At 72.9% G+C, this 13654-nt stretch carries 13 protein-coding genes; 8 read left to right on the forward strand and 5 right to left on the reverse strand.

What is annotated here, in order from left to right:
* Positions 1-93: 93 nt before the first annotated feature.
* On the forward strand, positions 94-915 hold the full coding sequence (locus tag AB0I53_RS24125) for a universal stress protein (RefSeq protein WP_358606992.1): 822 nt from the start codon (positions 94-96) through the stop codon (positions 913-915).
* On the opposite strand, the gene AB0I53_RS24130 is transcribed toward AB0I53_RS24125, so the two are convergent.
* Positions 912-1310: a DUF5313 family protein gene (locus tag AB0I53_RS24130; RefSeq protein WP_358606995.1), complete on the reverse strand. Its 399-nt coding sequence runs from the start codon at positions 1308-1310 to the stop codon at positions 912-914. The genes AB0I53_RS24125 and AB0I53_RS24130 overlap by 4 nt on opposite strands.
* 104 nt (positions 1311-1414) lie before the next feature.
* Between AB0I53_RS24130 and AB0I53_RS24135 the strand changes: the two genes are divergently transcribed.
* The 3 genes from AB0I53_RS24135 to AB0I53_RS24145 all read left to right on the forward strand — a co-directional run bounded on the left by AB0I53_RS24135 (position 1415) and on the right by AB0I53_RS24145 (position 5164).
* Complete coding sequence (locus tag AB0I53_RS24135; protein ID WP_358606998.1) at positions 1415-2710, forward strand: lactate racemase domain-containing protein; 1296 nt, start codon at positions 1415-1417, stop codon at positions 2708-2710.
* Between the two features lie 204 nt (positions 2711-2914).
* Positions 2915-3481: a GNAT family N-acetyltransferase gene (locus tag AB0I53_RS24140; protein WP_358607001.1), complete on the forward strand. Its 567-nt coding sequence runs from the start codon at positions 2915-2917 to the stop codon at positions 3479-3481.
* 171 nt (positions 3482-3652) lie between these two features.
* Positions 3653-5164 (forward strand): LCP family protein, encoded by a 1512-nt coding sequence (locus tag AB0I53_RS24145; protein ID WP_358607004.1) that lies wholly within the window; start codon positions 3653-3655, stop codon positions 5162-5164.
* Between the two features lie 305 nt (positions 5165-5469).
* Here the strand turns inward: AB0I53_RS24145 and AB0I53_RS24150 are convergent, their stop codons facing one another.
* Positions 5470-6642 carry an MFS transporter gene (locus AB0I53_RS24150; protein ID WP_358607007.1) on the reverse strand — a complete coding sequence of 391 codons (1173 nt, stop codon included), beginning with the start codon at positions 6640-6642 and terminating at the stop codon, positions 5470-5472.
* Between the two features lie 37 nt (positions 6643-6679).
* Positions 6680-7228 carry a Chromate resistance protein ChrB gene (locus tag AB0I53_RS24155; protein WP_358607010.1) on the reverse strand — a complete coding sequence of 183 codons (549 nt, stop codon included), beginning with the start codon at positions 7226-7228 and terminating at the stop codon, positions 6680-6682.
* Between the two features lie 96 nt (positions 7229-7324).
* On the opposite strand from AB0I53_RS24155, the gene AB0I53_RS24160 reads away from it, so the two are divergent.
* From AB0I53_RS24160 to AB0I53_RS24175, 4 genes are all read left to right on the forward strand, one after another.
* Complete coding sequence (locus AB0I53_RS24160; protein WP_358607013.1) at positions 7325-7954, forward strand: carbonic anhydrase; 630 nt, start codon at positions 7325-7327, stop codon at positions 7952-7954.
* A gap of 70 nt (positions 7955-8024) precedes the next feature.
* On the forward strand, positions 8025-10394 hold the full coding sequence (locus AB0I53_RS24165; protein ID WP_358607016.1) for a wax ester/triacylglycerol synthase domain-containing protein: 2370 nt from the start codon (positions 8025-8027) through the stop codon (positions 10392-10394).
* A complete protein-coding gene (locus AB0I53_RS24170) occupies positions 10391-11311 on the forward strand; it encodes a DMT family transporter (protein WP_358607019.1) in 921 nt (306 codons plus the stop codon). Before AB0I53_RS24165 ends, AB0I53_RS24170 begins: the two co-directional genes overlap by 4 nt.
* Positions 11302-12045 (forward strand): SDR family NAD(P)-dependent oxidoreductase, encoded by a 744-nt coding sequence (locus AB0I53_RS24175; protein WP_358607022.1) that lies wholly within the window; start codon positions 11302-11304, stop codon positions 12043-12045. Before AB0I53_RS24170 ends, AB0I53_RS24175 begins: the two co-directional genes overlap by 10 nt.
* Before the next feature lies 1 nt (position 12046).
* Here AB0I53_RS24175 and hpnH read toward each other — a convergent pair whose 3' ends face one another.
* Both hpnH and AB0I53_RS24185 read right to left on the reverse strand, forming a co-directional pair.
* On the reverse strand, positions 12047-13048 hold the full coding sequence (hpnH, locus tag AB0I53_RS24180; protein WP_358607025.1) for an adenosyl-hopene transferase HpnH: 1002 nt from the start codon (positions 13046-13048) through the stop codon (positions 12047-12049).
* Positions 13048-13653, reverse strand: a complete 606-nt coding sequence (locus AB0I53_RS24185; RefSeq protein ID WP_358607028.1) for a hypothetical protein — start codon at positions 13651-13653, stop codon at positions 13048-13050. The genes hpnH and AB0I53_RS24185 overlap by 1 nt, the downstream gene beginning before the upstream one ends.
* Position 13654: the final 1 nt, after the last annotated feature.

The raw sequence follows: 13654 nt of genomic DNA on the forward strand, positions 1-13654 counted from the left end.
TCGGCCCGGACCCGGGCGGGGCGGCGCGGGCCCATCGGCCCTACTCGCGGTCACCGGCGGATGCGCACAGTGGTGCGGAGGAGGCGGTTGGCGATGACCAGGGCCAAGCAGTCGGTAGTGGTGGGGGTCGACGGTTCGGAGTCGTCCGCGCAGGCCGCCCGGTGGGCCACGGCCGAGGCGGTGCGGCTGGGCGTTCCGGTGCACCTGGTCGTGGTCAACGACGATCCGGCCCGGGAAGGTTTCGCCAAGCAGGCGGCCCGCGACGTCGCCGAGCGCTGCCACCGCGAGCTGCCCGATGTCGCGATCACCGACGAGGTCGCAACCGGGCATCCGGCTGAAGAATTGGTCCGGCGCTCGGACGGCGCCCTGCTGGTGGTCGTCGGATCTCGCGGGCACGGCGTGTTCCGGGACGCGCTGCTCGGCGGGATCAGCATCTCGGTCACCGCGCACGCCCGCTGCCCGGTCGTCGTGGTGCGCGGCGACGCAGCGGCCTCGGGCCCGGTCGTCGTCGGCGTCGACAACTCGGCGACCAATCGCCTCGCGGTGCACTACGCCTTCGGCGCCGCGAACCGGCGGCACACCGGCCTCGTCGCGGTGCAGGCGCTGCCCGATGCCTACTTCACCGCCGGCACCTATCCCCTGCCCGATCGCCAGGAGATCCAGACCCGGGCCGAACTGCACCTCGCCGAACAGCTCTCCGGCTGGTGCGCCGACTACCCGGACGTCACGGTGCGCCGCGAGATGGCCAACGAACATCCGGTCCCGACGCTGTGCGAAGCGGCCCGGCGGGCGCAACTGCTGGTGGTCGGTCACCGCGGCCGCGGCGGCTTCGCCGGGCTGCTGCTCGGCTCGGTCGCCAACGGCGTCCTGCACCACGCGCCGTGCCCGGTCGCGGTGATACGCAGCACCGGCTAGTCCGGCGGAGCCTGGCGCCAGACGGCGCGGTAGCGCTCGGCGGCCTCGGCATCGCGCTGCCGCCGGACGGCGGAGCCGTGGCCCGGCGGGTAGCCGTAGCGGGCGAGGCGTGCGTCGACGTTGTCCACCGCGCTGGTCAGCACGATGCGGGCCACCACGAGGACGCCCAGCAGCAACGCACCGCCGGCGATCGGCCACGACCCGCCCAGCACGCCGAACCCGACGAACAGCACCGCGCCCAGCGGCGCGATTTGGATCAGCCCCCGGATCAGCACCCGCAGCACCCACGACTTGCAGGTGGCGTCGCGCAGCACCCACTCGCGATACCGCTCGGGGAGCCTGCCGCCGAACTGGTAGTACAGCCACCAGCCGGGATTCGGGCGCTTCACTGGCATTCGTCCAGCCTACGGTTCGCCCCTTCCGCCGGGCTGTCCCTCATGCGAAGATCGCGGTCAACTGTTCAGACCACTCTCCGGTCAACGCGCAGAAGGATCGCCGCATGTTCAACGTCGAAAATGTCCGGTTGGCCGGCGCCGACATCGAACTCCCCAGGATGATCCCGATCGAGCAGCGGTTCGCCGCGGCGGCCGTCGAGGACCTCGAAGCCGCCATCCGCGACCAGGTCGCCGAGCACGACCGCGCGAACCCGGTCGCCGGCAAGCGGATCGCGATCACCGCGGGCAGCCGCGGCGTGGCGCGCATCGACCGCATCGTCGCCACCCTGGTCGACGCCCTGACGGGCTGCGGCGCGAAGCCGTTCGTGGTGCCCGCGATGGGCAGCCACGGCGGCGGCACCGCCGAAGGCCAGCGACAGGTGCTGGCCGAGTACGGGATCACCGAGGAGACGGTGGGCGCGCCGGTGGTGTCGTCCATGGACACGGTCGTGGTCGCCGAGCTGCCCGACGGCACCCCGGTGCACTTCGACGCCGAGGCCGCCCAGGCCGACGGCGTGGTGGTGCTCGGCCGGGTCAAGCCGCACACCGACTTCCGGGGCACCCACGAGAGCGGCCTGGCGAAGATGATCGCCATCGGCCTCGGCAAGCACCGCGGCGCGACGATCCTGCACACGCACGGCTTCGAGGCGTTCGACCGGCTGATCCCAGAGGTGGCCGAGGCCGTGCTCGACGTGGTGCCGATCGAGTTCGGCATGGCCGTGGTGGAGAACGCCTACGAGCACGTCGCGCGGATCGAGCTGGTGCCGACCGAGAAGCTGCTGGCCCGCGAGGCGGAGCTGCTGGTCGAGGCCAAGCGGCTGATGCCGAAGCTGCTGGTCTCCGGCATCGACGTGCTGGTCGTCGACGAGATCGGCAAGGACATCAGCGGCGCCGGCATGGACCCGAACATCACCGGCCGCGCCCCGGTCAACGCCGACAAGTTCGAGGCGGTGCCGATCAAGCGGATCGTGGTGCTCGGCCTCACCGAGCACACCAACGGCAACGCCTGCGGCCTGGGCATGGCGGACGTGACCACCCAGCGCTGCGTGGACCAGATCGAGTTCGGCTCGTTCTACACCAACTCGCTGACCTCCGGCGTGCCCGACGGAGCGCGGATCCCGATGGCGCTGGCCAACGACCGGGACGCGATCATCGCGGCGCTGCACATGTCCCGCGGCACCGAGGACCGCCCGGCGCGGGTGGTGCGCATCCGCAACACCCTGTCGATGCCCCGCATCGAGGTCTCCGAGGCCTACGCCCAGGAGGTCGCCGACCACCCGGACATGGTCGCCCTCGGCGAACCCCACGACTGGGACTTCGACTCCACCGGCACCCTGCCGCCGCTACCGGCCGACCACTGACCCGGCCACCGGGCCGGTCAGTCGAACCGGAACCCGGCGTACCCGCCCGCCGCGACCTCGTCGCACCGCAGTCGGCGTCATTCCCCGCAGATTAATTTCAATTGACACTGAACAAATAGACCAAATCAACGCGATGCGCCCGGGTGAATCCGGCGAACTAGAATCGGAACGTTCTCCCCTGCGTCGCCGAAGGCGAGGGCCGCCATGCAGCCTCCCTTGACTACCGAGCGCCTGATCGTGCGCGACTGGACCACCGGCGACGCCGACGTACAGGCCGCGCTCGCCCTCTACGGCCGCCCCGAGGTGACCGAGTGGCTCACCCCGGTGATCGCCAACGTCGCCGACCTCGCCGCGATGCGCGCCGTCGTGCAGGCCTGGACGGAGTCGCAGCCCAGCCTGGTGCCGCCCACCGGCCGGTGGGCGATGCAACGCCGGTCCGACGACGCGGTGGTCGGCGGCCTGGTGCTGCGGATGCTGCCGCCGTACGACCACGACCTGGAGCTCACCTGGCAGCTGCGCCCCGAGGCGTGGGGGCACGGTTACGCCACCGAGGCCGCCTCCGCGCTGCTGCGCTGGGCGTTCACCTTCGACATCGACGAGGTCTTCGGGCTGGCCCGGCCGGACAACACCCGCGCGATCGCCACCGCCGAACGCATCGGCATGGAGTGGGTCGGCGAAACCGCCAAGTACTACGACACGACGCTGCAGGTCTACCGCATCCGGCAGGGCGACCTACCCAGCGAACCGGCCTCCGGCGGGACCGAGGACTGACCCGCGATCCACTGTGGCCTGTCGAATCGTCCGCAGTGGACGAACGCGCTAGTTACCCTGCGTCGCTAGATCATCCGCTATCGGATGATCTGCTGGATGCCCAGGCGAATGCGATGCTTGAGGGGTCACCGAGGTTCGAGCAGCGCCAGGGGCGCACCCGCCGGAGGTACCGTGCCGCCACCGCACCGCAACGCCCGAGCGGCCGCCCGCCAACCCGGCGCCCCGCGCCCCGCGCCGCGCCGGCCGCAGGCCCGCCGGTCGGCCGCGCGTGCCCGCGCCGGCGCGCGCACCGCGGTGACCGTGCTTTCGGTGCTGATCCTGGTGGTGACGGGATACGCGTGGTCCAACTACCGGCACCTGCTCGACGGCCTCGCGACCAGCGATGTGATCGACGGGGCAGGCCCCGACGGAGCGACCGATGTCCTGCTGGTCGGCATGGACAGCCGGACCGACGCGCACGGCAACCCGCTGCCCGAGAACGTGCTCCGCGAGTTGCGCGCGGGAGCCAACGACGCGGCGCTGACCGACACGATCATCCTGCTGCACATCCCCAACGACGGTTCCAGCGCGGTCGGCTTCTCCTTCCCGCGCGACGCCTTCGTGCCGATTCCCGGATTCGGCCGCCACAAGATCAATTCCGCCTACGGCCGGGGCAAGGAGACCGCCATCGCGGCGCAGACCAAGCGCGGCACCACCGATCCCGCGGAGCTGGCGCGGCTGGGCGGCGACGCCGGGCGGAAGCTGCTGGTGCGCACCGTCGAGCAACTGACCGGCGTGTCGGTCGACCACTACGCCGAGGTCAACCTGCTCGGCTTCGCGCGGATCACGGAGGCGGTCGGCGGCGTCCCGGTGTGCCTGCTGGCGCCCGCGCGGGACGCCTACTCCGGCGCGAACTTCCCGGCCGGGCCGCAGACGATCGCGGGCACGGACGCGCTCGCGTTCGTCCGGCAGCGGCACGGCCTGCCGCGCGGCGACCTGGACCGCGTGGTGCGCCAGCAGGCCTTCCTCGCCGGGCTCACGCAATCGGTGCTCTCCGGCGGCGTGCTGGCCAATCCCGCCCGGCTGCGCGACCTGATCGGATCGCTGCAGGAATCCGTGGTGCTCGACCGGGATTGGGACGTGCTCGCGTTCGCCGACCGGCTGCGCGGGTTGGCAGGCGGCGCGGTCCGGTTCACCACGATTCCCATCGAGGACGCCGATTACGAGACGCCGGAGGACGGCGACGCCATCCTGGTCGATCCCCGCAAGGTTAAGGCCGCGATCAGCAGCACGATCGATCCCGCCACCGCCGACGCCGAAGCCGATGCGGCGGTGGACGTGCTGAACGCGACGAAAACATCGGGACTGGCCCAGCGGGTGCGCACCGAACTCGCCAACCGGGGCGTGCCGGTGAGTCAGGTCGGCAACACGCCCGCCCGAACGGAATCGGTGGTGCGCCACGGCCCGGGCGGCGGCGACTCCGCCGAACGGATCGCATCGCTGCTCGGCGACCTGCCGATCGTGGCCGACGAATCCCTGTCCCGCGGCCGAGTCCAGGTGGTCATCGGCAGCGACTACCACGGGCCAGCCGCACCGGGTTTCGCGCCGCCTCGCGCCGTGCGGCTCGACGGCCCGCACCGGCAGCAGACCGCCGGTTCCGGCGCGGAGCCGATCACCGCCGACGGCGTCCCGTGCGTCAACTAACCGAGTAGCGGGAACGCCGGTGGTGAGGCGGCCCCCTCGCCCGTCTCACCACCGACCGGCTCGACTGGTGGCTACCCCCAGTGAACAAACCGCCAGCCGGTGGGGCCACCAACACCGGCCCCGCCCCGGTTGTCGGATGTTCGCGTGGGGCACGTCCGCCGGACTCCGGACACCAAGCGAGCATCCATCCCTCGATCAGCGGCTACCGCTCAACAGCCCCAGCACCGACGGCCGTGGTCCGGAGCAAATCGCCGCTCGCCCACGATACGCCGCGGCGACGTTGGTTGCGAGGTCAAAAACGGGCCTCAGCGACGCCTCCAGGCGCCCGCCCACAAGGCCGCGACCAGCACCAGCAACACCACCGCCAGGCCGGCCAGACCCAGCCAGAGGGAAGCCGCGGCGGCGAGCGCGCCGACCAGCAGCGGGCCGCCCGCGTCGCCCAGCTCGCGCCCGACCTCCGCCGAGCCCATCGTCTGACCGAGCCGCTCCCGCGGCGTCGACGCCGCCAGGTGCGCGAAGCCCAACGGCGTGACGACACCGGTGCCCAAGCCGATGGCGACCGAAGCCACGAGCAGCCCGAGCAGCCCGGGAACGACCGTCGCCACGAGCAACCCGACCGCCGCCACCGCCAGCCCGCCGGCCATGCCGGGCACCTCGGGCAACCGTCCCGCATCGCGCGCCCGGCCGACCCACGGCTGCACCAGCGCTGCGGTCGTCGCGAGCACCGACACCGCGGCACCGGTGGCCAGCGGGCCCAGCCCACCGCCCGCCCCCACCACCGGCAGGAATCCGACGCCCACCGCCAACGCGGCCGTCGCACCCGCCAGCGCCGTCGTCGGCCGCAGGAAGCCGGGCGCGGTCAACCGGCGGCCCAGGTCGAGCAGGGTCTGCCGGGTCCGCGGCAGCGGCGGCACCTTCGGCACGACGAGCACCGCCCAGGCGAGAACCGCGAGCGCGAGCGCCGCCAGCGCGCCGAAGAGCAGGTCGAACCCACCGAAGGTGATCAAGACGCCGCCAAGCACCGGGCCGAGGGCGTAGCCGAGGCCCTTCCAGGCGCCGTAGCCGCCGAAGGCGCGGCCGTGCTGGGAGTCCGGCGCCAGCCGGGCGACCAGCGTCCCGGCGGCCGGGGAGAACGCGGCGGCAGCCGCGCCCTGGCCGAAGCGGGCGAGGCCGACCGCAGCCGGGTCACCGGCGAGGACGAACGCCGCCGAGGCCGCCGCGAACGCGAGCAGCCCGCCGATCAGCACCGGGCGCGGGCCGATGCGGTCGGTGACCGCGCCGAAGACCGGCTTGAGGATCACCTCGGCTCCGTCGTAGATGGCCAGCAGCAGGCCGAGCGCGAGCAGCGAGGCGAAGCCCGTGTAGGCGCCCAGCCCGGCGGCGATGCTGTGCGCGCCGAAGGCCGTGACGAATCCGGCCGCGTACAGCGGGAGGACCTGCCCGGCCCTGCGTTCGGTCACCGGCTCGGAGCCGGACATTCGACCATCTCCTCGTCGTCCACCGTGGCGCATCCGGTCACATCTGGTGCAGGGCCTGGAAAACCTGTTCGGTGTAGTCGGCCAGCCGGTCGGCGCAGTGCTGCAACCGCTGCTGGGCCTCGGCGGCCGCCGGGGCGCCGAAGACGTCGCGCGCCTTGAGGTCGCGGTGCCAGCGACGCAGCCGCTCCAGGCTCTGCTCCTCCTCTTCGAGCTCGGCCATGGTGAGCTTGGCGTTGCGCAGTTCCTTGTCGATCTCGGCGTCGAACTTGCCGCAGTCGGCCAGGAATTCCGCCCACTCCTCCTGACGCTCGGCCGTGAACATCTCCACCAGGCGCGCCGAATCGGGCTCGCCGCGCCCGGTGGCGGCCAGCACGACGACCTCGCCGGAGCCGCGCTCGGCGAGCTCGATGGCCCGCGCCACCCCGGCCGCGACGCCGGGCACGTCCGGCAGCGTCCAGGTGCCCTGGCCCAGCGAGAGCGCCCCCACCCGGCGCAGCTCCCGCCACACCGCCACGCGGTGCCGCGACGGTTGCGCGGGCAGCCGCACCACGAGAACCAACCAGCGCGTCGGCTGTTCATCTGTCACGGGCCAGAATGTATCAGGTGTTACATCGGAGTGATGTCGCCCATACGGAGTACGCGGACGGGGTCGTTTCGAACCTACGTGCGTTAGCGTTTCCGCATGCCGAATCCACCTTCTTCGCCCGCCCAGGCCTACGAAGTGATGCTGGAAGGCAACCGGCGATTCGTGGAGAACGAGCGCCTGCACCCGAACCAGGACGCCGACTATCGCGCCTCCCTCGCGCCGGGTCAGCGCCCCTTCGCGGTCCTCTTCGGCTGCTCCGACTCCCGGCTGGCCGCGGAGATCATCTTCGACCAGGGCCTCGGCGACCTGTTCGTGGTCCGCACGGCGGGGCACGTCATCGGCGCCGAGGTGCTCGGCAGCATCGAATACGGCGTCGGCGTGCTCGGCGCGCCCCTGGTGGTGGTGCTCGGCCACGACTCCTGCGGCGCCGTCACGGCCGCGCGGGAGGCGTGCATCGAAGGCACCGCGCCGCACGGCTACATCCGCGACGTCGTGGAGCGCGTGACGCCGAGCGTCCTGGCCGCCCGCGCCGGCGGGGCCACCGAGGTCGACGACATCGTGGACGTGCACATCCAGCGCACCGGCGACCTGATGCTGGAGCGCTCCGCGCTGCTGGCCAACGAGGTCGCCGCGGGCCGCTGCGCGGTGGCGGGGCTCTCCTACCGACTCGCCGACGGCACCGTGCGGCTCGTCGGCAGCCACGGCCCGCTGCTGCCCGCGGACTGATCGGACCGGCCGATCCCGGTCGACCACGTTAGCCTGCGAAGGCACGGGTCGGGCGAAAGGATCGAGCCTGGTGACCGTCCAGCCGCGTCGAGTGCTACTGATCAGCGCCACCATCGGCGAGGGGCACAATGCGACCGCCAGGGCCGTCGAGGAGGCGGCCCGGCGGGTGTGGCCGGGGTGCGAGGTGGCCTGGCTGGACGCCCTGCGCGCGATGGGCCGGTGGGTGCCCGCGACGTTCAACTGGATCTACGTCACCAACGTCGAATCCACGCCGTGGCTCTACGACTTCTTCTACGACTCGCTGTGGCGCTACCGCTGGTTCGCCAACGCCTCCCGCCGGTTCGTCGGCGTGTGGAGCGGGCGGCTGCTGCGCCGCGCCATCGCCGCGCACGACCCGGACCTGATCGTCTCGACCTATCCACTGGGCACCGCCGGGCTCGACTGGCTGCGCCGCCGGGGCGGGCTGGACGTGCCGGTGGCCGCGGTGGTCTCGGACTTCTCGCCGCATCCGTTCTGGGTCTATCCCGAGGTCGACCTGCACTACGTGATGAGCGAGGCGAGCCTGCGGGCGATGCGGCGGGCCGAACCGGACGCCGTGGGCGCGGTCTGCGTGCCGCCGGTGGTGCCGGCGTTCCGGCCCGCGGACCGGGCCGCGGCGCGGCGGTCGTTCGGGTTGCCGGAGGCCGGTTTCACCGTGCTGATCTCGTGCGGCTCCCTCGGATTCGGCTCCGTCGAGCGCGCGGCTGATGCCGCGCTCCGGGCCGGTGTCGATCGCGTCGTCGTGATCTGCGGGCGCAACGAGGCGTTGCGGCGGCGGTTCGCCGCGCGCGCGGACGACCGGATCGTTCCGCTGGGCTGGGTGGATGAAATGCCCGGTTTGCTGGCCACCGCGGACGTCGTGGTAACCAACGCCGGCGGCGCCACGGCGCTGGAGGCGCTCGCCTGCGGCCGGGCCGTGGTGATGTTCGAGCCGATCGCCGGGCACGGGCGCGCGAACGCCGAGCTGATGGCCGATGCCGAGTTGGCCGAGCTGTGCCCGCGGGAACGCGACCTGACCGCGACACTGCGCCGGTGGGCCAACGAGCCGCACGAGCTCGCGCAGCGGGAAGACAGAGCGCTCAAGCACAGCCAGGCCGCCGACTTCGCCGACCAGGTGGCCGCGCTGGCGCGACTGCCCCGCCACCACGGCCGTCGGCCGCTGCGCCCGCAGGACGCCTTCTTCGTGTACGCCACGACTCCGGCCGTCTCGCAGCAGACCGGCGCGATCCTGCTGCTGGACGGGCCGCGGCTGTCCACACACGAGGGTTGCGAGGAGGTCAGCCACCGAATCGCCCAGCGCGCGCCGGGATTGCCGATGCTGACCCGCCGCCTGGTGCTGCGTCGCGGACGCCGGCCGCAGTGGACGCACGACGGCGATGTGGACGCCGATCACCTGCGGTGCCGCGAGCTGCGCGACGGACAGCCCGCGGAACCGGTCATCGAGGAGTTCTTCAGCACCCCGGTGCGCACCGACCGGCAGCCCTGGGAACTGCTGCTGCTCAACGACGTCGAAACCGGCCGCGTCTCATTGCTGGCGAAGATGCATCACGCGCTCGGCGACGGCGTCGCGGTGACCAGCACCCTGCTGCGGCTGCTGGCCGACGGCCCGCAGCCGGCGACGTCGCCGAGCGCAGACGGTCCGCCGTGGTATCGCCGTGCCGGGACGGTCTTGCGCGGTTTGGTGAGCCTGGCCGGTGCAGGGCCCGCGCCGGCCAGCCACCTGGTGGGGCCCAGCACGCCGAACCGGTCGTTCGCCGATATCGAGCTCCCGGCCGCCGAAGTGCGCGCCAGCGCACGCTCGCACGGGGTGAGCAGCACCGCGTTCCTGCTCGGTGTGGTGGCCGAGGCACTGCACCGCACGCTCGGCGACACCGCTCCGGGCCAGCGGTTCCGGGTCATGGTGCCGCGCACCGCCCGCACCTCGCGAGGCGGCGCGGGCACAGGCACGCCCGGCAACCACACCGCCTCGGTGTCGATCGACCTGCCGGTCGGGCCCATGCCGCCGGCTCGCCGCGTCGCCGAGGTCGCCGCCGGGCTCGCCGGGCCCGACCGCACCGGCCAGCCCGCCGCGGCCGGAGCCGTGCTCGCCGCCCTTGGCGTTCTGCCCGCGCCGCTGCACGCTTGGGTCGTGCGGCAGATCTATCAGCGTCGCTTCTTCAACGCCGTCGTTTCCGTGCTGCCGGGGCAGCGGCGTCCCGCCCACGTCGGCCCGCTGCGGATCGCGGGCGTGGTGCCGGTGCTGTCGCTGGCCGACGGCGTGGGTGTGGCGGTCGGGGTGATCGGCTGGGGCGACCGGTTCGGCGTCGGAATCACCACCGACACCGGGCTGGCCCCGAAAGCCGCCGCGCTCGCCGGTCGCCTCCGCGACGCCTTCGCCGACCTGCGAGGAGCCCGGCGGTGAGCACGCAGGGCACGGTGCTGGTCGTCGCCGTTCCGGCGGCGGTCGTCGGCGCGGCCAGCTTCGGGCTGGCCAGCGCGATCCAGCACCGCGTCACCAAGCAGGTGCCCGCGGTGCGCACGCTGAGCCCCCGCATGCTGTTCGACCTCGTCCGCAAGCCGATCTGGGTGCTCAGCATCGGCACGGTGCTCGTCGGGCTGTCGCTGCAGGTGGTGGCGCTGGCCTTCGGCCCGCTGGTGCTGGTGCAGCCGTTGCTGGTGACCTCGGTGCTCTTCGGCGCGGGCTTCGCGGCGTGGCTGGCGCACCGCAAGATGGACCTGGTGCTGGCGCTGGGCGGGCTGGCCTGCGTGGGCGGGCTGTCCGCGTTCCTCGTGCTGGGCCGCCCGTCCGGGCAGGGCAGCGACTTCACCGGTGCGTCGATCCTGCCGTTGGCGCTGGCGCTCGGGCTGCTCGTGGTGCTGTCGCTGGTGGCCGCGCGCTGGTTGCCCGGCGAGGTCGGGGTGATCGGCATGGCCGTGGCCACCGGCGTGCTGTACGGGGTGACCGCCGGGCTGATCAAGGTCGTGGCCGGGCACTTCCGCAGCGGCGGCCTGGCCGAGCCGTTCCAGCACTGGTCGCTGTACGCGGTGTGCGTGATCGGGCCGATAGGCTTCCTGCTGAGCCAGCAGACCTTCCAGCGGGGCAGGCTGATGTCGCCGGCACTGGCCGTGATCACCACCGTGGATCCGCTGGTGGCGGCCGCGATCGGGGTGAACTGGCTGGGCGAGCGGATCGAGACCTCCCCCGCGATCCTCGCCGGCGAGATCATCGCCGTCGTGGTGATCGTCGGCGGGATCATCGTGCTGACCCGCCGTGGCGAGCAGCTGCGCCGCGCGATGGAGCAGGCCGACCGCGACGCGACGGATCCGACGTGGGGCTGAGCGGGCCCGCGGGGCTGCCGGTGCGCGGGCGGACCGCGCTGGTCACGGGCGCGTCCTCGGGCATCGGCGCGGCGACCGCCGCCGAGCTGAGCTCCCGCGGGTGCCGGGTCGTGCTGGTCGGCCGCGACGAGCAGCGGCTGGCCGAGGTCGCCACGCGAACCGGCGGCGAACCGGTGCCCGCCGATCTGACCGATCCGGCCGGGCTCGACCGGGTCGCCGCGGCCGCCCGCGAGGTCGATCTGCTGGTGCACAGCGCGGGCATCGGCTGGGCGGGCGACCTGGACTCGATGCCGCCGGAACGGATCGCTGAGCTCGCGGCGGTGAACCTGACCGCGCCGATGCTGCTGACCCGCGCGGCGCTCCCGGAACTGCGGCGCCGGCGCGGGCACATCGTGTTCGTCGCCTCGATCGCGGTCGTGGGAGTGCCCGGCGAGGAGGTCTACTCGGCGACCAAGGCTGGCCTGCGGGCCTTCGCCGCGAGCCTGCGACACCAGGAGGACATCGGCGTGACCACGGTGTTCCCCGGCGCCGTCCGCACGCCGTTCTTCGCCGGCCGCCGCTACGACCACCGTTTCCCGCGCATGGTCGGCCCTCGAGAAGTGGCCGGGGCGCTGGTGCGTGGCGTGGAGCGCGGCGAGGCGGAGGTGTTCGTCCCGAGGTGGCTCACCGCGCCCGCCCGGCTGCAGGGTGCGCTGCCGGGGACGTTCCACCGCCTCGCCCGCCGCTTCGGCTGAATCACCCGCGCAAGGCGCGGATCGACTCGCGCAACGAGCCCATCGTCGCCAGCACGGCGGTCGGTTCGTAGCCGCAGTGCGCCATGCAGTTGGCGCACCGCGGGTCGCGGCCGCGCCCGTACGCGGACCAGTCGGTGTCGGCCAGCAGTTCCCGGTAGGTGGCCGCGTAGCCGTCGTTCATCAGGTAGCACGGCCGCTGCCAGCCGTACAGCGAGTACGACGGGATGGCCCAGGCCGTGCACTGGAAGTCGGCCTTTCCCTCCAGGAAGTCCAGGAACAGCGGCGAGTGGTTGAACCGCCACTTCCGGCGCCGCCCGTCGGCGAAGACCTTCCGGAACAGCTCGCGGGTCTCGGTGACGCCGAGGAAGTGCTCCTGGTCGGGCGCCTTGTCGTAGGCGTAGGCGGGCGACAGCATCATCTGGTCGACCCGGAGGTCGTTGTTGAGGTACTCCAGCACCTCGATCACCGACTGCGGGGTGTCGGAGGTGAAGAACGTCGAGTTGGTGGTCACCCGGAACCCGCGCCGCTGGACCTCCTTGACGTTGTCCACCGCCTGCGCGAACACGCCCTGCTTGCACACCGAAGCGTCGTGCCGCTCCTCCAGGCCGTCGATGTGCACGGCCCACGCGAAGTACGGCGACGGCCGGAACTTGTCGATCTTGCGGGGCAGCAGCAGCGCGTTGGTGCACAGGTAGACGAACTTCTTGCGCTTGACCAGCTCGTCGACGATCACCTCGATCTCGGGGTGCATCAACGGCTCGCCGCCGGCGATGGACACCACCGGAGCGCCGCACTCCTCGACCGCCGCGATGGCCTGCTCGACCGGCATCCGCTGCTTGAGCATGCTCGCCGGATGCTGGATCTTGCCGCAGCCCGCGCAGGCCAGGTTGCACGCGAACAGCGGTTCCAGCTCCAGGGTCAGGGCGAACTTCTCGCGGCGCGCGAGCTTCTGCTTCACCAGGTAGGCGCCGACGCGGATCGCCTGGCGCATCGGAATGCCCATCAGGACACCTCCTCGGGTGCGGCGGATCGGATCTCCGGCAGGACGGTGCGGCCCCATCGCGGCAGGCACGAGCCGACGGCGTGCAACCAGGCGAGCGCGGCCAACGCCCGGCTCGGCGTGCCGGGCCGGAGCAGCGGCTGCCGCGCGGTGTCGACCACGACCCGCACGACGCCGAGCGGGCGCCCGCCGGCGGCTTGGGCGAGCACCGCGGACTCCATGTCGACGGCGAGCGCCCCGGTGCGGGCCAGCTCACCTCGCCGGGCACCGTGCACCACGTGGTCGACCGTTGCGATCGGGCCGCAGTGCACCGGGAATCCGACGCGGCGCAGCTCCGCCGTCAACGACGCCGCCGCCGGGCAGCGCACAGTGCCGCGCTTCCCACGGACCTCGTCGGCCACGATCACGTCGCCGCTGCTGACCTCGGCGGCGACACCGCCGGCCAGCCCGGCGATGACCAGCACGTCGAAGTCCGCCCGGGCGAGAGCGGCGACGCTGCGGGCGCTGCGGCGCGGGCCGGAACCCGTGCGGCGCACGGCATCCCGGCCCAGGGCCGCCCGCAGGGCCTGGGCTTCGAGGCCCAGTGGAGCGCAGATCAGCAGCCGCATC

The sequence above is a fragment of the Saccharopolyspora sp. NPDC050389 genome (genome assembly GCF_040655595.1).
Taxonomy (GTDB): Bacteria; Actinomycetota; Actinomycetes; order Mycobacteriales; family Pseudonocardiaceae; genus Saccharopolyspora.

Bases quoted from the DNA above. Each gene is read 5' to 3' on its own strand.
- AB0I53_RS24125 (WP_358606992.1), top strand. From the start codon at position 94: ATGACCAGGGCCAAGCAGTCGGTAGTGGTGGGGGTCGACGGTTCGGAG.
- AB0I53_RS24130 (WP_358606995.1), bottom strand. From the start codon at position 1,310: ATGCCAGTGAAGCGCCCGAATCCCGGCTGGTGGCTGTACTACCAGTTC.
- AB0I53_RS24135 (WP_358606998.1), top strand. From the start codon at position 1,415: ATGTTCAACGTCGAAAATGTCCGGTTGGCCGGCGCCGACATCGAACTC.
- AB0I53_RS24140 (WP_358607001.1), top strand. From the start codon at position 2,915: ATGCAGCCTCCCTTGACTACCGAGCGCCTGATCGTGCGCGACTGGACC.
- AB0I53_RS24150 (WP_358607007.1), bottom strand. From the start codon at position 6,642: ATGTCCGGCTCCGAGCCGGTGACCGAACGCAGGGCCGGGCAGGTCCTC.
- AB0I53_RS24160 (WP_358607013.1), top strand. From the start codon at position 7,325: ATGCCGAATCCACCTTCTTCGCCCGCCCAGGCCTACGAAGTGATGCTG.
- hpnH (WP_358607025.1), bottom strand. From the start codon at position 13,048: ATGGGCATTCCGATGCGCCAGGCGATCCGCGTCGGCGCCTACCTGGTG.
- AB0I53_RS24185 (WP_358607028.1), bottom strand. From the start codon at position 13,653: ATGCGGCTGCTGATCTGCGCTCCACTGGGCCTCGAAGCCCAGGCCCTG.